The sequence below is a fragment of the Acinetobacter sp. YH12072 genome, assembly GCF_013419565.1.
Lineage (GTDB): Bacteria > Pseudomonadota > Gammaproteobacteria > Pseudomonadales > Moraxellaceae > Acinetobacter.
This window is the reverse complement of the sequence record NZ_VOZV01000012.1, coordinates 46,387-66,942: the sequence shown is the minus strand read 5'-3', so window position 1 is coordinate 66,942 and position 20,556 is coordinate 46,387. Positions and strand designations below refer to the sequence as shown.

At 43.4% G+C, this 20,556-nt stretch carries 17 protein-coding genes; 6 read left to right on the top strand and 11 right to left on the bottom strand.

Translation table 11 applies throughout. The annotated features are described in order from the left end of the window. The first annotated feature begins 241 nt into the window (after positions 1-241). The 3 genes from FTU19_RS07115 to FTU19_RS07105 all read left to right on the top strand — a co-directional run bounded on the left by FTU19_RS07115 (position 242) and on the right by FTU19_RS07105 (position 2,355). A complete protein-coding gene (locus FTU19_RS07115; RefSeq protein ID WP_159123576.1) occupies positions 242-1,111 on the top strand; it encodes an SDR family oxidoreductase in 870 nt (289 codons plus the stop codon). 227 nt (positions 1,112-1,338) lie between these two features. Continuing rightward, positions 1,339-1,503 (top strand): hypothetical protein, encoded by a 165-nt coding sequence (locus FTU19_RS07110; RefSeq protein WP_166138732.1) that lies wholly within the window; start codon positions 1,339-1,341, stop codon positions 1,501-1,503. Between the two features lie 174 nt (positions 1,504-1,677). Then, positions 1,678-2,355: a type 1 glutamine amidotransferase domain-containing protein gene (locus FTU19_RS07105; protein WP_179993040.1), complete on the top strand. Its 678-nt coding sequence runs from the start codon at positions 1,678-1,680 to the stop codon at positions 2,353-2,355. 100 nt (positions 2,356-2,455) lie between these two features. Here the strand turns inward: FTU19_RS07105 and aliA are convergent, their stop codons facing one another. From aliA to FTU19_RS07085, 4 genes are read right to left on the bottom strand one after another with little or no spacing between them, the layout of a single operon-like run. Then, on the bottom strand, positions 2,456-4,123 hold the full coding sequence (aliA, locus tag FTU19_RS07100; RefSeq protein WP_180130551.1) for a cyclohexanecarboxylate-CoA ligase: 1,668 nt from the start codon (positions 4,121-4,123) through the stop codon (positions 2,456-2,458). A 54-nt stretch (positions 4,124-4,177) separates the two neighbouring features. Then, entirely contained in the window at positions 4,178-5,335 is a 1,158-nt protein-coding gene (aliB, locus tag FTU19_RS07095) for a cyclohexanecarboxyl-CoA dehydrogenase (protein ID WP_180130549.1), read from the bottom strand. Between the two features lie 12 nt (positions 5,336-5,347). Beyond that, the gene (gene badI, locus FTU19_RS07090) at positions 5,348-6,130 is read right to left on the bottom strand and encodes a 2-ketocyclohexanecarboxyl-CoA hydrolase (RefSeq protein ID WP_166138718.1); all 783 of its coding nucleotides are present in this window, start codon (positions 6,128-6,130) and stop codon (positions 5,348-5,350) included. A gap of 59 nt (positions 6,131-6,189) precedes the next feature. Further along, on the bottom strand, positions 6,190-6,954 hold the full coding sequence (locus FTU19_RS07085; protein WP_180104868.1) for a glucose 1-dehydrogenase: 765 nt from the start codon (positions 6,952-6,954) through the stop codon (positions 6,190-6,192). 505 nt (positions 6,955-7,459) lie between these two features. On the opposite strand from FTU19_RS07085, the gene FTU19_RS07080 reads away from it, so the two are divergent. Beyond that, on the top strand, positions 7,460-7,948 hold the full coding sequence (locus tag FTU19_RS07080) for a MarR family winged helix-turn-helix transcriptional regulator (protein ID WP_034706362.1): 489 nt from the start codon (positions 7,460-7,462) through the stop codon (positions 7,946-7,948). Between the two features lie 86 nt (positions 7,949-8,034). On the opposite strand, the gene FTU19_RS07075 is transcribed toward FTU19_RS07080, so the two are convergent. After that, on the bottom strand, positions 8,035-9,324 hold the full coding sequence (locus FTU19_RS07075) for an MFS transporter (protein WP_180130546.1): 1,290 nt from the start codon (positions 9,322-9,324) through the stop codon (positions 8,035-8,037). Positions 9,325-9,669: 345 nt separating this feature from the next. On the opposite strand from FTU19_RS07075, the gene FTU19_RS07070 reads away from it, so the two are divergent. Continuing rightward, positions 9,670-10,893 carry a CaiB/BaiF CoA-transferase family protein gene (locus tag FTU19_RS07070; protein ID WP_180130544.1) on the top strand — a complete coding sequence of 408 codons (1,224 nt, stop codon included), beginning with the start codon at positions 9,670-9,672 and terminating at the stop codon, positions 10,891-10,893. A gap of 61 nt (positions 10,894-10,954) precedes the next feature. Here the strand turns inward: FTU19_RS07070 and FTU19_RS07065 are convergent, their stop codons facing one another. Then, positions 10,955-12,637, bottom strand: a complete 1,683-nt coding sequence (locus FTU19_RS07065) for an AMP-binding protein (protein ID WP_180104865.1) — start codon at positions 12,635-12,637, stop codon at positions 10,955-10,957. Positions 12,638-12,979: 342 nt separating this feature from the next. Here FTU19_RS07065 and FTU19_RS07060 point away from each other — a divergent pair, with 342 nt between their 5' ends. Then, on the top strand, positions 12,980-14,191 hold the full coding sequence (locus FTU19_RS07060; RefSeq protein ID WP_180130542.1) for an MFS transporter: 1,212 nt from the start codon (positions 12,980-12,982) through the stop codon (positions 14,189-14,191). 66 nt (positions 14,192-14,257) lie between these two features. Here the strand turns inward: FTU19_RS07060 and FTU19_RS07055 are convergent, their stop codons facing one another. The 5 genes from FTU19_RS07055 to FTU19_RS07035 form a co-directional block, all read right to left on the bottom strand. Further along, entirely contained in the window at positions 14,258-15,754 is a 1,497-nt protein-coding gene (locus FTU19_RS07055; protein ID WP_180130540.1) for an NAD(P)/FAD-dependent oxidoreductase, read from the bottom strand. Between the two features lie 15 nt (positions 15,755-15,769). Then, on the bottom strand, positions 15,770-16,609 hold the full coding sequence (locus FTU19_RS07050; RefSeq protein ID WP_180130539.1) for an alpha/beta fold hydrolase: 840 nt from the start codon (positions 16,607-16,609) through the stop codon (positions 15,770-15,772). Positions 16,610-16,743: 134 nt separating this feature from the next. After that, positions 16,744-18,546 carry an acyl-CoA dehydrogenase C-terminal domain-containing protein gene (locus tag FTU19_RS07045; protein ID WP_153566521.1) on the bottom strand — a complete coding sequence of 601 codons (1,803 nt, stop codon included), beginning with the start codon at positions 18,544-18,546 and terminating at the stop codon, positions 16,744-16,746. Between the two features lie 207 nt (positions 18,547-18,753). After that, a complete protein-coding gene (locus FTU19_RS07040) occupies positions 18,754-19,734 on the bottom strand; it encodes a nitronate monooxygenase family protein (RefSeq protein ID WP_180130538.1) in 981 nt (326 codons plus the stop codon). Between the two features lie 11 nt (positions 19,735-19,745). After that, a complete protein-coding gene (locus FTU19_RS07035; RefSeq protein ID WP_125278514.1) occupies positions 19,746-20,534 on the bottom strand; it encodes an enoyl-CoA hydratase-related protein in 789 nt (262 codons plus the stop codon). Between the last annotated feature and the right edge of the window lie 22 nt (positions 20,535-20,556).

Below are 20,556 nucleotides of genomic sequence, written 5' to 3'. Positions count from 1 at the left end.
TCTTCTGTAATCCGCTGAAGGTATATTTCTGCTTATCGCTCTTTTCCCTAAAATAAACCCGATATTTCATTCTAGAAGTGAAATTTGAATAACCAAAACAGGCAGTTCTAAAGTGTCAATTTAAGCTAAATGTATAAATGCTAAATCTTGCACAGGTTCTGTTATGAAATGTTGAGTCTAATTCAATCCCAACTAAAAGCTCCTAATATATTTTTTCATCAAGAGCAATCATGGAAAAAATATGAATAACTATCCTGAAACTCCAGCTTCAACTGAAACCCAAGCCCATCAACCGGGTGACCAGACTAAAATGGATCCTAATCCGGAAGTCATTAAAGAAAATTATAAAGGTAGCGATAAATTAAAAGGCAAAGTAGCACTCATTACAGGTGGTGACAGCGGGATTGGTCGCTCTGTATCAGTATTATTTGCCCGCGAAGGCGCCGATATTGCCATTTGCTATCTGGATGAAGATCAGGATGCGCTTGATACAAAAAAAATGGTTGAAGCAGAAGGACGACGTTGTCTGCTGATTCAATGCGATTTACAGCATCCTGATGAAATCAAGAAAATGGTTGAGCAGACCCTTCAGGAATTTAAAACCATTAATATTCTGGTAAATAATGCAGGTGTGCAGTATCCGCAGGACAGTATTACCGATATTTCTCCAGACCAGTTATTCAAGACCTTCAATGTCAATATCCTGTCCATGTTCCATCTGACTCAGGCGGTACTTCCACATATGCAGGCAGGTGACAGTATTATCAATACCACCAGTATCACCAGCTATCATGGACATGACACACTGATAGACTATTCAAGCACCAAAGGTGCGATTACTTCTTTTACCCGCAGCTTATCTACCAATCTGGCGAAAAATAAAACCGGAATTCGTGTGAATGGTGTTGCACCAGGCCCAATCTGGACACCACTCATTCCAAGCAGCTTTGATGAAGAACAACTGGAAGATTTTGGTAAACAGACACCAATGGGACGTATGGGACAACCGAGTGAAGTCGCTCCTGCCTATTTATTTCTGGCCAGTGAAGAAGCCAGCTATATCTCAGGTCAGGTCATTCATGTAAATGGCGGCAGTATTATTAACGGCTAATCAAAGTTTGAAAGTAGATAACAGCCTTTCTAGCTGTTATCTACTTTTTTCTAAAATATTTAATACGTTTTAGTTTTAGAATCTTTGAAAAACAGAATTTGATGGATATCTATAAAATTCATCTTAAAGCTATAAAACAATTCAAACAAATCCTGACAGATGATTACCCGCGCCAAAATCATCCCTTGTTATAGTGATTTCAGACTCTACCTGATGAGGATTCTAAAATGTCTAGAGGTGATAAATCAGCTTATACCGAAAAGCAAAAACGACAGGCTAAGCATATTGAAGACAGTGAAAAAGATCGTGGTCGCCCTGAAGACGAAGCAGAGCGTATTGCCTGGTCGACTGTGAATAAGCAGGACGGCGGTGGCAAGAAAAAGAAAAACTGAGCTATCCAAAGTTCAAGGAAAGTGATGCTATTGATTTAGCATCAATTCAACTATCTAGATTTTATTCCTTTTATTTTTTAAGCAATCGAAAAAGTCTGATAGCGTTAGGAAGTCAGATTCTTTCCTTTGTTTCGTTATTTCATCAAGTCATTCAAGATAATTTTAAGGAAAAATATGAAAATTCTGATTGTATTAACCTCCCATGATCAACTTGGCGAAACGGGTAAAAAAACCGGATTCTGGCTCGAAGAACTGGCTGCTCCTTATTACACTTTTATTGATGCAGGCGCAGACGTAACGTTGGCCTCTCCAGCCGGTGGCCAGCCACCACTTGATCCAAAAAGCAATGAACCTGATGCGCAAACCGAAACAACCAAACGTTTTGAAGCAGATGAAGTGGCCATGCAGGCTCTTGCCAATACGCATAAATTAAGTGATGTGCTGAATCAGGATTTTGATGCGATCTTTTATCCGGGTGGTCACGGACCGTTATGGGATCTGGCCAATGACCAGAATTCTATTTCCTTAATTGAACAGACTCTACAGGCCAATAAACCTGTGGCACTTGTCTGTCATGCACCGGGTGTGCTTCGCGATGTTAAAAATGCAGAAGGCCGACCTATCGTCGAAGGTAAATCAGTGACTGGCTTTAGTAACACTGAAGAAGATGGTGTTGGCCTGACTGATATCGTGCCATTTTTAGTTGAAGATACGCTGAAAGAAAAAGGCGGACAGTATTCCAAGGCTGAGGACTGGCAAGTGCATGTACAGCAAGATGGCCTGTTAATTACCGGACAGAATCCGGCATCTTCTGCTGCAACGGCTGAGGCGCTGTTAAAGTTATTAAAATAATTTCATCCAGATATAAGTCATTGGAGACCAGTTACTTATTTGCTGGTAAAAAACCCTGATGTGATGTCACATCAGGGTTTGTTCAGTTTTATTCTCAGTTCTAATTTGCTACTGCCACAGTTGATGCAATATGCTGGGCCAGTAATTCTCTGAGTTTAAATTTCTGGATTTTCCCAGATGGCGTCATTGGAATCTCGTCCCAAATTTCCAAACGTTCTGGAATATATTGCACTGCCAGATTATGGGTTTTCAGGAAATCGACCAAATCATTAAAACTTAAAGACTGTGAAGGATCTTTTAACTTAATAATCGCACAGGCACGCTCACCCAGCCGTTCATCTGCATAAGCCACTAAAGCGACCACCGCCACATTGGGATGTTTATATAAAAGTGATTCAATTTCTGCGACCGGAATATTTTCACCGCCACGAATGATTACATCCTTTTTACGGCCACAAATCCGGATATAACCTTTCTCATCCTGATAGGCAATATCGCCCGTATCAAACCAGCCATCTGCATCGGTATCATTTAAATGAGCACGTTTGAGGTAGCCACCGAATCCAGAACAAGCGCGAATCATCAAGCGACCAGACTCATTCACCGGCTTGGCCTTCCCTGTTTTATCGACAATTTTGACGTCTACACCCGGCAAGGCGATGCCATCAGTATTAAAAGAACGTTCATCGTCATCTTCTGGACAGGTAGTAGTGACCGCGCCACATTCAGTCATTCCCCAGGCTGAAATCACTTTTACGCCTAAAATCTCCCGGGCTTTTTGCACTAATGGTCCCGGAATTGGCGCACCAGCACAAAGGAAAATTTTCAGTGAATCGACTTTGTCATGCTGTTCAGCCACAGTATTGGATAGGTCATTCAGGAATGGTGTTGAAGCCATGGTGAAATTCACCTGATGCTGATGAATCAGATCGACTGCTTTGGAGACATCCCAGACATCCTGTAATACCACTTTGGTATTGAGCTGAATCGGCATCATCAGGCCATACATAAATCCGGTCTGATGCGCCATCGGTGACGCCATCAATACCACATCATTTTCAGTTAAATGCAAACGCTCTGCATAAGGCACAATATTGGAAAACAAGGTATTAGCGGTATGCATCACGCCTTTCGGTTCACCTGTAGTGCCCGAGGTAAAGATCAGTTGGGTAATATCATCCGGGCCAGATTCCAGCCCATCTAGTGCAACAACGGCTGCAGCATTCTGTTCCAGACCATGGTTGAGTAACAGGCGATCAAAATTATTCTCGCCATCCCCATTTACTACGACGACATGTTGCAGGGTGTCCAGCTTGCTTTGTAGCTGATTGGCCAACTGTTCATGGCTAAAATTGCGGAAAGTTTTAGGCACTACAAAAACTTTAGATTCACCATGTTTCAGCATGAATTCCAGTTCACGCTCACGGAATATCGGCATGAGTGGATTCAATACGGCGCCAATACGACTACAAGCCAGATACAGCAAGGTAAATTCCCACCAGTTCGGCAACTGGCAAGACACCACATCATTTTTCTCAATACCCAACTGTTTCAAGCCCAGCGCAATTTTGTTGGTCATGTCCCAAATCTGCTGGTAGCTGAAAGTCTGTTCAGTTTGATTCTCGACCTTAAAACTCACTAAAGCGGTTTTGTCCGGATTTTTTTCTACCGCACTGCGTAAAAAATCGAGAATTGTTTGATTGAGCCAGTGTCCTTGTTTGAGCATGGCCTCTTTTCTTGTCGGGATCAGAACCGCATCGAAATCCATTCGCTTACTCCTTATTTTTTATAATAGTCTTATTCAGGCTGGGGCGTATTTTCCTTAAGCTGGTACAGCCTTACGTCCTGCCTTATGCCGAGCAATAATTGTTTTCATGATCTGTGCTGTGCCATCGCCAATCTGGAATCCTAGTACATCACGCATGCGTTGTTCCATCACACCACGATCATAACCGGCATGACCAAAAGTCAGCAGGCATTGATGAATCACATCATAGGCCAGTTTCGGCCCCCACCATTTACACATGCCTGCTTCAGAGGTATGTGGCAGATGGTTGTCTTTCAACCATAATGTTTGCAGACAAAGTAAGCGCGCAGCTTCAACCTGCGTTTCATATTCTGCTAACGGATGGGAAACACCCTGGAAAGCAGTCAATGGCTGACCAAAAGCTTCACGTTGCGCAGCATATTCCCAAGCCTCATCCAGACTGACGCGTGCAACCGCCAAAACTTGCAGACCAATCAGGGCACGCGAGAAATCAAAGCCCTGCATAACCTGAACGAAACCTTTATTTTCATTGCCCAGACGATGATTTACTGGTACACGGACATTGTCAAAGAAGATCGAACCGCGGCCAATCGCACGCTGACCATGGCAGTCAAATCGTGTGGTGCTGATGCCTGGTAAATTCATCGGAACCAAGAGCGCTGTCACGCCATGTGCACCATCTTCATGGGTGCCAGTGCGACCGAAAACCACCGAAGCATCTGCCTGATCGGCCGCAGAAATTGAGGTCTTTTCGCCGTTAATCACATATTCGTCGCCATCACGTTCAATCTTTAAACGTAAGTTGGCAGCATCTGAACCACCACGCGGCTCGGTCAACGCAATTGAAAAAATCGCTTCACCAGCTGTCAGTTTTTTTAACCACAGCTCCACCACTTCAGGTTGGCCATGTTCTGCCAGAATCTGGCCATTTAACGATGCAAGCAGATTGATATAGGAAAAACTTAAATCAGCCTTGGCAATGGCTTCATGGATAATCCCTGCTGCCAGTCGGCCCATACCCTGACCACCGTATTGTTCAGGGAGTTCGGGGGCTATAAAGCCCATTTCCCCCATTTTTTTCACCAGATCACGATCAAAGACTCGGCTTTGATCACGCTCCAGAAAACCGGGAGCCACATATTTCTGGGCAAATTTTTCTGCCGTTTCAGCTAAAAGTTCTAGATCTTCGGTGATATAAGGATTCTTTTTCATTGATCAGTCTCCTTATTTAGCATACTTACGGAATTCAGGCTGACGTTTTTCCTTCAATGCATTCACGCCTTCACGAGACTCTTCAGTATCGTAATAAAGTTTTAGCGCATACATGCCCATGCCAGCGATCCCCGCCTGATGTGCGGTATCCATATTGAAACTGCGTTTGGCAATCGCGATTGCGGTCGGACTACGCTGACAGATTTCTTCGCCCCATGCCTGAACTTCTGCATCGAGTTGATCTGCTGGTACACATTTATTGGCCAATCCAATTTCAACCGCTTCCTGACCAGAATAACGGCGGCACATGTACCAGATTTCACGGGCTTTCTTCTCACCCACGACGCGTGCTAAAAATGCTGTGCCATAACCTGGATCGACTGAACCCATTTTTGGTCCGACCTGACCAAAGATTGCTTTATCTGAACAGATCGTCAGATCACAAATCGTGGCCAGTACATTACCTCCCCCAATCGCATAACCTTGTACGCGCGCAATTACCGGTTTGGGGACATCACGAATGGCGGTATGCAATTCTTCCATCGGTAAACCAATGGTACCGCGACCGTCATAATTACCATCATGCGCAGACTGATCACCACCCGTACAGAAGGCTTTTTCACCGGCACCCGCCAATACAATCGCACCAATATTACGGTCATAACCAGCCTTGTTTAAGGCCTTAATCAGTTCGTCACAGGTTGTACCACGAAAAGCATTCATTTTTTCTGGGCGGTTAATTGTGATCCAGGCCACACCGTTTTTTACTTCATATAAGATATCTTCAAAATTCATATTCATTACGTCCTGTACTGTTTTTATCTATCTAATTTATTGTCGATTAATTTGATGCTTTAACCGTTCATGGTCAGGCCACCAGAGACACTAAGCACCTGTCCGGTAATAAAGCTGGCATCTTTGCTCAAGAAAAAGGCAATCGCAGAGGCTAAATCATCCGGTTGACCCAAACGGCCCAGTGGAATGGCACGAACAAAGGCTTCACGTAATTTTTCGGGATTCGATGCACCCTCAGTCACGCCTGCAAGTAAAGCGGTGTCTGTTGGGCCTGGGCAAATCACATTAATTTTGATGTTGTGGCGTGAATGTTCGCGTGCCAGAGTTTTGGAGAAAGATAGCAAACCTCCCTTACAGGCGGCATAGACAGCTTCGCCCGAAGAACCGACACGGGCTGCATCTGAGGCAATATTAACAATGCTGCCGGAATTACGTTCGACCATGCCTTTCAGCACAGCAAAGTGCATATTCAGCATACCAACCAGATTGATCTGGATGAGTTTTTGCCATTCATCAGGCGTACTTTTGATGAAAGGTTTGAAAATGTCCCAACCGGCATTATTCACCAGTCCATCGATCGGGCCCAGTTCGGCTTCCGTTTTTTGGACTGCCTGTTCAACGACGTCACTTTGGGTAATATCACACTGAATTGCTAACGCCTGACCGTATTGATTAATTTCATTTGCCAGCTTCTCGGCAGCTTCCAGATTCATATCAAAAATGGCAACTTTTGCACCTTCTTCAGCCAGACGTCGGCAGGTTGCAGAACCAATTCCGCCAGCACCGCCTGTTACAATCACGACCTTATCTTTTAATCCTTTCATTGTTTTATCCCTACGCTATTCGTTGTCGAATTTAATCGGCTGTTGTTCTAATTCAGTATGTTTTATCTAAAATAGAAACAGATTGAATTTATGTCAATATATTTACATAAAATAATATTTATATTTTTATAAATATATAAATAACAATTACTTAATAATTTTATTTATTCAATGTATTGACCTATATTGACATTTATCTTTAGAGTAACCCATATCTAGTCCCAGCTTATTACTAAGCTGTTTCTGTTTCATGAAGGATGTTTTATTTCTTTAGTTTGCTAGATGACTGCCTTGATATTCAGCTAGAGAACAAACTGAAACTGTGAATATCAAGAAAGATATTTTTAAATGATTTAATCGCTTAGTACAGGATTTAAAGATGCAGATTTCTACTAAAAAACTATGATTTTTAAAACAAATTATAAAAGAAACTGATTTATGCGAAAAAGCGATAGGTTATACTTTGCACCGTTTGGCTATTTCAGTATTGAGGATGTTGCATATAGTGAGTGATACTTTGTCAAAAAAATATGATCAATCCTTATATTCCGCTCATAACCGGCTGTTTTTCCGGCTGTTTCAGGTGGGAAACAGTCTGGATCGAAAATGCTTAAATGAGCTAAAAATATCTCCCGTGCATTGGGCGGTGCTCGGTGCCCTGTCTCGTCCTAAAGTTAAGTCTGGTATGTCTTTTTCAGATCTGACCGAATATCTGGGTGTAAGCCGACAAAATCTGGATGCCGTCTTAAAACGACTGGAACGTGATGGACTGGTAGAGCGTGTTATCAATGAACAGGATCGACGTGCCAAAATTGTTGCGCTTACCACGGAAGGTTTTCAGACCTGGGATAGCCTGCAGGATGATTTTTTTGAGTTTTATGGACAAGCCTTAAATAAACTGGCTTTTGATGATGTGATTACCCTGATTCATTTACTCAATAAAGTAAATGATGGTCTGAAAAGTATTCATCTGCAAAAAGAGTCGGACCAATAAAAAATAGAAATCTTATTTTTAAATTAAATAGATAAAAAATGAGCCCTTATGAGGCTCATTTTTAACATCATTGTTTAAAATGATCATTATGCTTTTTGTGGGTCATATTGACGATCTTTGATAAAGATCCCAGACACTGCACCACACAAGAAATAGGCACCGCCCATAATCAGGAAGCCCAAGCCAATTGAACCACCACTCGCTGCTGCGCCAATAATCGCAGGCGCAAACATGGCCCCAATACGCCCTGCATTATAAGCACCACCGACTGCTGTACCGCGGATTGACGTCGCAAAGCTTTCAGTCATATAAGTTGCGTTAATTGCATATGGAATACCATATAGGAAACCAAAGAAAATCAGCAGATAGGCAATATTATCGGGGGTGTTGAACAGCACAATTACGGGTAGAAAAATCGCCGTACCAATCGCGCCAAAAGAGAAAACGGCGCGTCGACCTAAACGGTCTGCAGCAAAACCGGCCAGAACTTTACCAAAAATCATGGCGACATAAGTCCCGATCATATAGCCCGCCATTGATTTAAAGTTCATGTGTAATTCAGATTCTAGATAAGCCGGCATCCAGTTATTTACACCGTAATAGCCAAACTGCAGGAACCCAGCCGTAAAAATCCATAAAATAAACATTTTACGATTTGCAGGATCTGCAAAGATTTCTTTAATGGTACTTTTCTTAACAGGTTGTTTGGTGGTTTCTTCAGCGGGTGCATATAAACGCAGTAATCTTGCACGCTGCCACGATTCTGGTTCAGGAACCAGTTTCTGGATAAAAATCGCCATAACCGAGGGAATAATGGCAATAAAAAATAGGGTTCGCCAGCCATATTCAGGAATAATCCAACCTGCCAATACAGTAGCTACGATATAGCCGACCGTCCAACCTGCCTGTAAGGTACCTAAAATTGTAGTCCGGTATTTGGTTGGTACATATTCAGCCATCAGGGTACTGGCTGCAATATATAAAGACCCGATCCCAAACGCAGACAGGAAACGTAGTACCGCGAACTGTTCATAGTTTTGGGTAAAGCCCAAGGCTGCAGTTAATACTGAAAAGATCAGAATTGAAATAACGACTGTACGTACCCGGCCTAAACGGTCACAAGCCCAGCCACCAATAAAACCACCAATCGCCATACCCGCCAGTGTAAAACTACCCAAGGTACCGGCTTGTAAATTACTTAAACCAAATTCTGCTTTCAGGCTGTTTAAGCTGAAGGACAGCAGTAGCATGTCCGCGCCATCGACCAGGAGTGCCAAAAAGGCAAAGACAAAGGCAATCTGCTGGGTTCGTTTGGTAGTGGGTTTTATCTTTGCGAGTTCTCTTTCTAAAACTTGTTCTCTTACTAATTCCGTCATATTTAAATCTCTATTCCTATCCTTAGGTTTTTTCATTCTGATCTTGTGTATGCACACTTCTGTATGCATGCGCTTTAAGCGCGATCCGTTTTCAAAGCACAGTACTTACTCCTGTTCTTGTAGTCTCATTCCCGAGACTTTTCCCTCTCCTGTTATTTTTGAATCGTATTTATTCTCGTCATCAGGCTAAAGAAGTTAGGATGATTTTTCAATTATTTTAGATGTTTTATTTTGTTAGACGAAATTAAGTATCGTAAAGTTGATTGTTTTTCCATTTTCATATAGCTTTAAAGCGATTATTAAAATGACATGTAATCTAAATAACATCGAACAGGGAGCGTAACGATGGGTGCTTTAACGGGCTTTCGTGTACTGGATTTAAGCCGGATTTTGGCTGGTCCTTGGTGTAGCCAGATTCTGGCGGACTTAGGTGCGGAAGTGATTAAAATTGAAAAGCCTGATCATGGAGATGACACACGCATCTGGGGACCACCTTGGCTTAAAAATAATCAGCAGGAAGATACCCATGAATCGGCTTACTATCTTTCAGCCAATCGCGGTAAACATTCAGTTGCCGTAGATTTATCTACTCCGGAAGGTCAACGCATTATCAAGAAACTCGCAGAACAGAGTGATGTAGTGATTGAGAACTATAAAGCGGGTTCGTTGAAAAGATATGGTCTGGATTATGAAAGTCTGAGCCAGATAAATCCGCGTCTGGTGTACTGTTCAATTACCGGCTTTGGCCAGAATGGCCCGCGTGCGCAAGAACCAGGCTATGACTTCATTGTTCAGGGTATGGGCGGTATGATGAGTGTTACGGGTGAACGTGATGACCTTCCAGGGGGTGGTCCGCAAAAAGCAGGTCTAGCCTTTGCTGATCTGACCACTGGCTTATATGCTGCAATTGCGATTCAAGCTGCTTTATTGTCCCGTGAAAAAACTGGTGAAGGTCAGCATATTGATATGGCACTGCTGGATACCCAGGTCGCTTCCCTCTCTGTTCTAGCCATGAATTATCTGACCTCAGGTAAAGTCCCTGGCCGCTTCGGAAATGCCCATGCCAATATTGTGCCTTATCAGGTGTTTAAAGCACAGGAAGGTGAATTCATTATTGCTTGTGGGAATGACCTGCAATTTCAAGCGCTGTGTCAGGCCGTGGGTTTGACCAAAGTGGCAGAAGATCCGCGTTTCTTGAAAAATTCAGGCCGGGTTACACATCGTGAAGAACTCACCACTCTCTTACGGGCTCATTTCTACTCTCAACCGGCAAAACACTGGGTAGATCTGATTCATGCAGTCAAAGTCCCAGTGGGCATGATCAATAACCTGAAACAGGCTTTGCAAGAAGAACAGCTTCTGGCGCGTGAAATGGTCATTCAGATGCCGCATACTCTACGTGACGATTACACCTCGATTGGTTCGCCGATTAAACTTTCCAAGACCCCGGTAGAATATAAAAAAGCACCACCGTGTCTGGGTGAAGATACCGACGTCATCTTGAGCCAGTATTTAAGCCCTGCTGAAATGGAAGAGCTGAAAAGTAAAAAAGTCATCCAGCAGCGCTAAACTGCTCAGCAATAAAAAAAGGAATCGAAAGATTCCTTTTTTATTTTGACTATGTCATTTCTCAGCAGGCTTTGGCATCCGGCTGCACGGTTTTAGGCAACTCACGGCGTAGAATTTTACCGACTGCAGACTTTGGCAATCCAGACACAAACTCAATATATTTTGGCAGCTTATAACTGGTCAATTGTAGTCTCAGATAAGTCATGACTTCATTCTCGGTCAGACTGGTATCCTGTTTTACAATAAAGGCTTTCGGAACTTGTCCAGATTTTTCATCATCCACTCCAATGACGGCACATTCCAGTACTTTAGGATGTTTGGATAAAACGCCTTCCAGCTCATTTGGATAGACATTAAAGCCGGAGACCAGAATCATGTCCTTTTTACGGTCCAGAATAGTGATATAACCCTGCTCGTCCATACAACCGATATCACCTGTCAGGAAGAAACCATCTTTGGTAAATACCTGTGCTGTTGCTTCCGGTTGCTTCCAGTAACCTTTCATCACCTGAGGGCCGCGAATAGCAATTTCTCCAGCCTGATGAAGTGCTACAGGTTTTCCTTCATCATCCAGAATCTGAATTTCTGTGCCTGCCAATGGCAAGCCAATACTACCGCTAAAGCGCTTGCTTAAAGGTGGGTTAAATGTTGCCGTTGGTGAGGTCTCAGAAAGACCGTAGCCTTCATAGATATGACAGCCTGTGACTTCGTACCATAATTCTGCTGTATTTTTTAAAACAGATGCACCACCGCCTGTCGTGGTTTTTAGGCGTGAGTGATCCAGCTCGCGGAAACGTGGATGATGAGCCAATGCATTAAACATGGTATTCACGCCCGGAAACACCGTCGGTGGATGCTTATGATATTGATCTACCAATGCATCCAGATCTCTTGGATTTGGAATCAGGACATTGGCAAAACCGCGACTTAGTCCATAACTGAACAGGCAGATGGTAAAACCATAAATGTGATACAGCGGCAAGGCACAAAACACATATTCTTCTTCAGTGGCATAGCGGTCACCAAAATGGCTGATAAACACCGTACTGTTCTGGGCAATATTAAATAAGATATTGCGATGACTGAGTTCAGCCCCTTTGGAAACACCTGTAGTCCCACCGGTATATTGCAGAATGACAGTATCTTCCTGCTGCTGTACAGGCGCTACAAAATCAATCACCTGTACCTGATCAATCGCCTGCTTAAAGTCAGAAAAATGTTTATCAGGATATTGCGCTGTTTGGCTATAAATTGAAACTGACTGATCCTGAATGAAATCGAGTGGATGGGTAGAAATCACATGTTTTAGCGCAGAACATTCATCCAGATTATTTAACTGTTCTAAGGTTGAGCCCAGAATAATCAAGGCTTCTGCTCCTGAATCCTGAACTTGATGATACAACTCACGTTGGGTGTACATCGGGTTTACATTAACCAGAATATAACCCGCACGAATAATCGCGAAAGTCGCAATCGGATATTGAATAATATTCGGCAACATCACCGCGATGCGGCTACCGGCTGCTAGGCCTAGATTCTGTAGGTAAGTAGCCAGTTTCTGGCTATAAACATCAATCTCCTGATAGCTGAACTTTCGATCCAGATAAAAGAATGCAGTCTTATCCTTAAACTTAAGCAGATTCTCAGCAATCGTCGTACTCAAAGTTTTGTCAGGATCGGGCCGGGTAAATTCCGGATTGACATTCCATTTTTTATATTCTTCCATCCATGGCTGACTTGTCATTACAGCACTCCTATCCTTGATTTTAAATTTATTTTGTATCGTGAAACTTTATTTTGATTAAAAAATAATAACGTTATCTTTCCTCCCAAATCAATGCAATATTTGGCTAATTTCAAATTTTTACAAATAAAATCACGAATTTTATGGCTAATTATTTGGATATATTTTATCAATTAATAATATAACATTTCTTATAGCGAAATAATAAATCAGTAAATCAACAAAAGAATGTGGATTCATTCTTATAAAACAGCAATGTAACAAGAAAAGGATGTCGATGATGACGTATGAAACTTCAGTGCTAGAAGCTGAACGAGTCACAGTTCAGCCTAAAAAATATGGATGACCGCGTTTATTCTATGTTTTCTTATTTTACTTACAGACGGTGTTGATCTGGCTTTTTTGGCCTATAGCCTCACCAGTATCAAAGCTGAATTTAATTTAACCACGGTTCAGGCAGGTGCCTTAGGGAGCTGGAGTCTGGTCGGTGGAGTGATTGGCGGATTAATTGGCGGTTGGGCCTGTGACCGTTTTGGCCGGGTGAAAGTTATTGTATTTTATATGATTCTTGCTTCCAGCTTATCCTGCACCTTGGGCTTTGTAGAATCTTACCATCAGTTTTTAATTATCCGCAGTATTGCAGCTATTGGACTGGGTTCCCTATACATCGCCTGTAATACCTTAATGTCAGAATATGTTCCGACAAAATACCGGACGACTGTTCTGGCAGCACTTATGGCCGGTTTTACCTTAGGTTCATTATGTGCAACTTTACTGGCGGGCTGGATTATTCCTGAATATGGCTGGCGTATGCTGTACTGGATTACCATTTGCCCGATCGTTCTGGCTTTTCTGCTTTATTTTCTTGTTCCTGAACCGGATTCATGGCTACGTTCACGTGAATTAAAACGTCAGGAAGCAGCTAGCAAAGTTAAGGTGAAAAAGCAGAATCCTTATAAAGTCATTCTCAAAGATAAAAATCACCGCTGGATGTTTTTACTATGGATTTTAAGTGCAGGTGCCCTGCAATTTGGTTATGCCGGTTTAAGTAACTGGTTACCTGCCTATCTGGAATCGAATCTGGGCATCAGTTTTAAGGCCATGACTGGCTATATGGTTGGCACGTTTATGATCATGATTTTTGCCAAGATCGTCGCAGGCATTCTGGCAGATCGTTTCGGACGACGTGCCTTGTTCGCTTTTGGAACCATGGGCACAGCCCTGTTTCTTCCGATTGTAATTTATTTCAATACACCGACCAATATTTTGTACCTGATGCTCATGTTCGGCTTCTTATATGGTATGCCATTTGCCATTAATGCCACATATATGACTGAAAGCTTCCCTACTTCGATTCGTGGTACTGCTGTAGGCGGCGCATTTAATATAGGTCGTATCGGAGCAGTATTTGCACCACTTACAATTGGATATTTTGCTCATGGAGGCTCAATTGGAACAGGTCTACTGGTAATGGCCGGTGCCTATTTTATTTGCGGTCTGATTCCTGCACTGTTTATACGTGACCGCTTATATGATCCGCAAAAAGCAGATTAATCTCCATCATCTTTTGATAAAAAACCAGTCAAATAGACTGGTTTTTTAATGAGTAAAATTTAAAAATCAGACAACTTTTCTTTGAGCATTTTCCATGTATTCATAATAGTAACCACTGCGAATAAAATGCTGGTTTTTGTCTCTGAATGAATGCGCATAATCTGGCCAGACCAAAGTCAGCTTGCGACTCAGCGGGTCCAGATACCAGCTTTTACAGCTTTCTGATAACCAGACACTGCCTTGGGAAAGCTGCTGTAACTCCTGCATATAGGCATTTTCAGCATCTTGATCAGCTTCAAAGACCTGAATCTGTTCCTGTTCAAAAAACTGCAAGGCGTCCAGTACCAGATCAAATTGGGTTTCCAGGAAATAAAGTGCTGAGTTATGCCCACTTCCGGTATTAGGACCATTTAGAATAAACAAGTTTGGAAAGTTATGGACGGTCGTAGATTGATAACCCTGCATACCACTAGACCATTGCTGCTCCAGGCTTAAACCCTGTTTACCTACCACCTTTGCCGCATAGGGTGGACGTGCCGCTTCAAACCCGGTGGCGAATACGATGATATCTGCAGGGAATTCATTGCCGGACTTACTGATTACACCGTCTTTCGTAATTTCAGCCAAAGCTGAATTTTCAAGCGTGACATTGGGTTTTAGAAAAGTCGGATAATAATCATTGGACAGCAATAAACGCTTGCAGCCCGGTTCATAATTCGGTGTGAGTTTCTGCTGTAATTCAGGATCTGAAATCTGATGTTTTAAAAATTGCAGACAATTTTTCTTGACCCGCTCGATCTGGCTTTTCAGATTACGGCGCTGGGCAAAATTGTATTCATTACCCCAGAACAAGGAATGTCTTAACGCTGACATGCTGTCCGGATCTTTGCGGAAGAGCTGTTTTTCTGACTCAGAATAAGGTCGGTCTGGTCGCGGCAAAATATACGGTGCACTGCGTTGCAATACGGTCAGACTTTTTGCTGTTTTGGCAATTTCCGGTACAAGCTGAATAGCAGAAGCCCCTGAACCTACGACAACGACGCGCTGATTATCCAGATTAACTTCGTGATTCCAGCGTGCAGAATGCATCACCTGACCTTGGAATTCTTCTAGTCCCGGAATTTGTGGGAGATGTTCATCTGCCAGATGCCCAGTAGCGGTAATTAAAAATTCCGCTTCATAAACACCTTTAGAGGTCTGAATATTCCAGCTACGTTTTTCGGTATTCCAGCTGGCTTTTTCCAGTTGTGTATGAAAATCAATATGTGGCCGGATATTTTCCTGATCACAGCATTGAATCAAATAGCGCTGAATTTCTGCCCCTTGCGGAAAGACACGTGACCAATTGGGATTTTTAATGAAAGAGAAAGAATATAAATGTGACGGTACATCACAGGCGACGCCGGGATAGGTGTTATCACGCCATGTTCCCCCTACTTCTGCTGCACGTTCAATGATTTTAAAATCGTGAATGCCCTGCTGTTTAAGACGGATCGCCATGCCTAATCCACCGAAACCGCTGCCTACAATTAAAATCTTGCTGCGCTGTCCTTGAGCTTGCATTATTTTTCTCCTTTTTTACGGCATCATGGGCTGGATTTTTTGATTCGCCGGATACTGTTCTGGATGCTGGCTAAACTGGTTGATCAGTTGCACCACTTCTGCTGGCGCTTCGATATGGATCGCATGCCCTGAAGCAATTTCGATATATCGGCTGTTCTGAATCGAAGCAAAGAGTAATTTTGCTTGGGCTAATGGCACCATGCGGTCTTCACGGCAAGCCACGATTAATGTCTCTGCAGAGATATCTGGCAAGATGGCAGTAATATCAATGCGATAATTCAGTTCACGCTGTTTGGCTGCATCTTGGGAAGGCTTTACAAAGCGTGCCAGATCAAGCACCTGTTTTTCAGAACGGGCTGACAGATAGTCATCGCTATACAGGCAATAATTCACAAAATGTGGCAATGCCGCAGATTGATCATTAAATAGCTGTTGCCAGATCGCGGTCCGTAGTTGTTGCACCGAACTGGTTTTTGCCCAACCCGCTAACAGAATCAAATGTGCTACGCGCTGTCTAAGACTCGCGGCTACTTGTGCAGCAATCACGGCACCGAGTGAATAACCCACCACGGTAATTGCTTCATCTTCTGCCACTGCATACTGGATCAGTGCTTCAACTTGTTGACTAAAATCAGTCACTGCTAAATCGGATTTATCCGGGGTATGCAAATCAATTGATAAAACCCGCTGATGAATACCGAGCATGGGAAAAATATAGCTGAAATGTTTGTCCGTATTTCCACCTGTGCCATGAATCAGAATAATGGTGGGATATGAGGATTTCTCTCCGACTTCATGATAAGTCAGTTGTTGATCACCATAAGGACATTGTCGAGTAATCGTGTCTAAATCCATATAGACTCCTGATCTTGTTGTTTTATGGCCGATGCAATACTAAAAAGTACTCATCGATATTGAATTTTGTGCAGGATAAAAAAGTAGTAAGAAAAAAAGACCCACGATCGAAAGATTGATCGTGGGTAAAAGGATTAATCGAATTTGAACTCTTCAGGAGTCAGCAGGAACAGGCTCTCACCACCGGCCTGAATATTGGCAATGTGGGTTGAAGTTCTTGGCAGAATACGTGCAAAGAAGAATTGCGCGGTTTTAATCTTCGCTGCATAGAACGGATCAGTATTGCCTTCCTCAATTTTTTGCTGCGCCGTAATCGCCATTTTCAGCCATAAATACGAAGACACCACATAACCAGAGAAATATAGGTAATCCACAGATGCCGCACCGATTTCATTGGCAGACTGTTGTGCCTGAGCCTGAATCGTTTTGGTTAATTCTAGCCATTGCTCAGTCAGCTGGCTCACTTGTGCAACCTGCTGGTTAAACTGGGCATGTTGCTGATGCTCTTTAACAAAGCCCTGAATCTCATCCGTTAATGCAGTGAGCAAACCCAATTTTGAACCTAGCACTTTACGCGCCAGCAAGTCGATTGATTGAATTTCAGTAGTACCTTCATACAGACTGGCAATACGTGCATCACGGGCAATCTGTTCCATGCCATGTTCAGCAATATAGCCGTGTCCACCAAAGACCTGCATACCGTGTTTGGCAGCTTCTACACCTGTTTCGGTCATTAAGGCTTTAGCAATTGGGGTCAATAATGCCAGACGGTCTTCTGCAGCTTTCTTCTCTTCAGGATTATCCGTTGCTTCAGCGATATCAGCATACGTTGCCAGATAATAAGCCAAGGCACGTGAACCTTCTGCAAATACCTTTTGAGTCAGTAGCATATTACGCACTGCTGGATGCACGATAATTGGATCCGCAGGCAGGTTTGGCTCTTTCGCACCTTCAAGTGAACGCATGGCCAGACGGTCTTTGGCATAAGCCAATGCGCCTTGATAAGAAGATTCAGCTGCAGCCAAACCTTGAATCGCTGTACCAATACGCGCAGAGTTCATAAAAGTAAACATGCAGTTCAAGCCGCGGTTTTCAGGCCCGATCAGGAAACCTTTGGCATTATCAAAATTCAGTACACAGGTCGCATTGCCATGAATACCCATCTTGTGTTCAATTGCGCTACACACCACGCCATTGCGTGAAGCCACATTTCCAGCTTCATCCAGATTGTATTTAGGCACGATAAACAGTGAAATACCTTTAGTACCTGCTGGTGCATCCGGTAAACGTGCCAATACGATATGCACGATATTTTCCGCCAGGTCATGCTCACCTGCAGAAATAAAGATTTTCTCACCGCTGATGCTGTAGCTGCCATCTTCATTTGGCACCGCTTTGGTACGGATCAGGCCCAGATCAGAACCGGCATGTGATTCAGTCAAACACATGGTTCCGGTCCAGCGACCTGCAATTAAAGGTACCAGGAATTTCTGTTTCTGTTCATCGCTACCATGATGCTCTAAGGTACGCATCGCACCATGTGACAGGCCTGGGTACATACCCCAAGACCAGTTAGTCGCCGTAATAATTTCTGAAATGGCAATACGGTATAAGGTCGGGAAGCCTTGGCCACCATATTTTTCATCACCAGTTAATGAGGTAAAACCAAGTTCTACATATTTGTCATAAGCAGCTTTAAAACCATCCGGTGTAGTCACGACGCCATCTTGCAGACGGCAGCCCTGCTGGTCGCCTGTCGCATTAATTGGTAGAAGTTCGTTTTGGCAAAAGTCAGCAGCGACTTCCAGATATTGTTCCATAATATCCATAGAAACTTTGTCTGCGAACTTTGCATAGCCTTCGTATTTCTGTTCAACATTGAGCAGATCTTTCAGGACAAACTTCATGTCTTTTAATGGCGCAATATAATTTCTCATCGTAATTCCCTTGTATGAGTTCTAATTTGTATATTTATGACAATTAATTTCATAATACGAAATTATGTTTTAGGTCGAATATAATATAAGTGCATGGATAAAATCTAGTCATGACATAAAAAATCACATTTAAAAAATTAAAACTTTGGTATAAAAAAGCCATTCGGTAATGAATGGCTTTTTATTAAATGATCAAAATAAATCGATCTAGCGCGGGAAAAACTGAGCCAAACGTTGCTGAACAATCTGTTCTGCTTCTTGCATGATATTGTCAATCAGCGTTTGACAGGTCGGGATATCATGGATCAATCCCATGACTTGACCTGCTGTCAGTACGCCTGCATCTACATCGCCATTTTCCAAAGCCAGCTTGCCTTTTAAGCCACTGACATAAGGGCGAATCTGTTCAAATTCCAGATTTGGATCTTCACCCATTTTAACGACGAGGTTAGATACCGCATTTTTGGCAACACGCGCAGTATTTCTGAACTGGCGGTAAAGCAGATGCGTTGCCCTTTCATCATTGTCGACATAAAACTGCTTGATGTTGGGATGGATTGGCGCTTCTTGTGTGGCACAGAAACGTGTCCCCATATTGATGCCTTCAGCACCTAAAGCGAGTGCTGCTACCAGACCACGACCATCCGCAAAACCACCACTCGCTACAATCGGTATAGTGAGCTGATCAGCGGCTGCTGGAATCAGGATTAGTCCAGGAATATCATCTTCACCCGGATGGCCGGCACATTCAAAACCGTCAATCGAGATCACATCCGCACCGATTCGTTGTGCTGAAAGTGCATGTCTGACCGAGGTACATTTATGAATCACAATGATGCCGTGCTGTTTAAAGGCCTCAATATGTTCATGTGGCTTGTTACCTGCCGTTTCTACAATCTTGATTCCACTTTCAATAATGGCCTGACGATATTCGGCATACGGCGGTGGGTTTACAGCGGGTAATAAAGTTAAATTGACCGCAAAAGGCTGATCCGTCATTTCACGGCAACGTGCAATTTCCTTGGTCAGCGCTTCAGGTGTGGGTTGTGTCAATGCCGTCAGCGTTCCCAAACCACCCGCATTGGAGACTGCACTGGCCATTTCTGCGGTACCGACCCACATCATGCCGCCCTGAATAATCGGATAGCGAATGCCTAAAAGCTCGGTGATACGCGTTTGAATGTTCATGAATGTTCTCCTTAGCGTCCGGTAAATTGTGCAGGACGTTTTTCAACAAAGGCCTGCACACCCTCTTTGTAGTCCTGGCTACTTAAGGCCAAGTATTGCAGGTTTTGTTCCAGCTCCAGTTGCTGATCCATGCTATTTTCAGCACTGCGTTGCAAAGCCTGTTTGGTTAAGGCCAGTGCATAGGTCGGCTGTCGTGCCAGTCGCTGTGCAAGCTCATCGATATAAGCATCAAATTCTGCATCAGGGATCATTTTCCAGATCATACCCATTTCAGCCGCTTCTTTGGCATGCACAGGCTCACCAAGTAAAGTCAGTGCCATGGCACGTGCATAGCCGATCAAACGCGGCAACATCCAGGTGCCGCCGGCATCAGGAATTAAGCCAATTTTAGAAAAGGCTTGAATAAATTTGGCACTTTCCTTGGCAATAACCAGATCGCAAGCCAGCGCGATATTGGCCCCTGCACCGGCAGCCACACCATTTACTGCCGCAAGCACCGGTTTGGGACTTTTACGAATCAGGTTGATCAAAGGATTATAATATTTGGCTAGAGAGCCTTCGGGAGGCAACGGCACACTACCGAGCTGCCCGGCACGTTCTTTTAAATCCTGTCCCGCTGAAAATGCCCGACCATTACCACGAATCACAATCACCCGAATATCCGAGTCTGTATTCCAGCTTTTCAGCACCTGCTGCACTTCCTCATGCATTTGCCGATTGAAACTGTTCAGTGAATCTGGACGGTTAAAACTTAAAGTGGCAACGCCTTGCTGAACCTGGGTCTGAATCATTTCCCACATCATCAATTTCCTTATTTTTTTG

Coding starts and splice junctions, on each gene's coding strand:
- FTU19_RS07115 (WP_159123576.1), top strand. CDS start 242: ATGAATAACTATCCTGAAACTCCAGCTTCAACTGAAACCCAAGCCCAT.
- FTU19_RS07110 (WP_166138732.1), top strand. CDS start 1,339: ATGTCTAGAGGTGATAAATCAGCTTATACCGAAAAGCAAAAACGACAG.
- FTU19_RS07105 (WP_179993040.1), top strand. CDS start 1,678: ATGAAAATTCTGATTGTATTAACCTCCCATGATCAACTTGGCGAAACG.
- aliA (WP_180130551.1), bottom strand. CDS start 4,123: ATGGATTTCGATGCGGTTCTGATCCCGACAAGAAAAGAGGCCATGCTC.
- aliB (WP_180130549.1), bottom strand. CDS start 5,335: ATGAAAAAGAATCCTTATATCACCGAAGATCTAGAACTTTTAGCTGAA.
- badI (WP_166138718.1), bottom strand. CDS start 6,130: ATGAATTTTGAAGATATCTTATATGAAGTAAAAAACGGTGTGGCCTGG.
- FTU19_RS07085 (WP_180104868.1), bottom strand. CDS start 6,954: ATGAAAGGATTAAAAGATAAGGTCGTGATTGTAACAGGCGGTGCTGGC.
- FTU19_RS07075 (WP_180130546.1), bottom strand. CDS start 9,324: ATGACGGAATTAGTAAGAGAACAAGTTTTAGAAAGAGAACTCGCAAAG.
- FTU19_RS07070 (WP_180130544.1), top strand. CDS start 9,670: ATGGGTGCTTTAACGGGCTTTCGTGTACTGGATTTAAGCCGGATTTTG.
- FTU19_RS07065 (WP_180104865.1), bottom strand. CDS start 12,637: ATGACAAGTCAGCCATGGATGGAAGAATATAAAAAATGGAATGTCAAT.
- FTU19_RS07060 (WP_180130542.1), top strand. CDS start 12,980: ATGACCGCGTTTATTCTATGTTTTCTTATTTTACTTACAGACGGTGTT.
- FTU19_RS07055 (WP_180130540.1), bottom strand. CDS start 15,754: ATGCAAGCTCAAGGACAGCGCAGCAAGATTTTAATTGTAGGCAGCGGT.
- FTU19_RS07050 (WP_180130539.1), bottom strand. CDS start 16,609: ATGGATTTAGACACGATTACTCGACAATGTCCTTATGGTGATCAACAA.
- FTU19_RS07045 (WP_153566521.1), bottom strand. CDS start 18,546: ATGAGAAATTATATTGCGCCATTAAAAGACATGAAGTTTGTCCTGAAA.
- FTU19_RS07040 (WP_180130538.1), bottom strand. CDS start 19,734: ATGAACATTCAAACGCGTATCACCGAGCTTTTAGGCATTCGCTATCCG.
- FTU19_RS07035 (WP_125278514.1), bottom strand. CDS start 20,534: ATGTGGGAAATGATTCAGACCCAGGTTCAGCAAGGCGTTGCCACTTTA.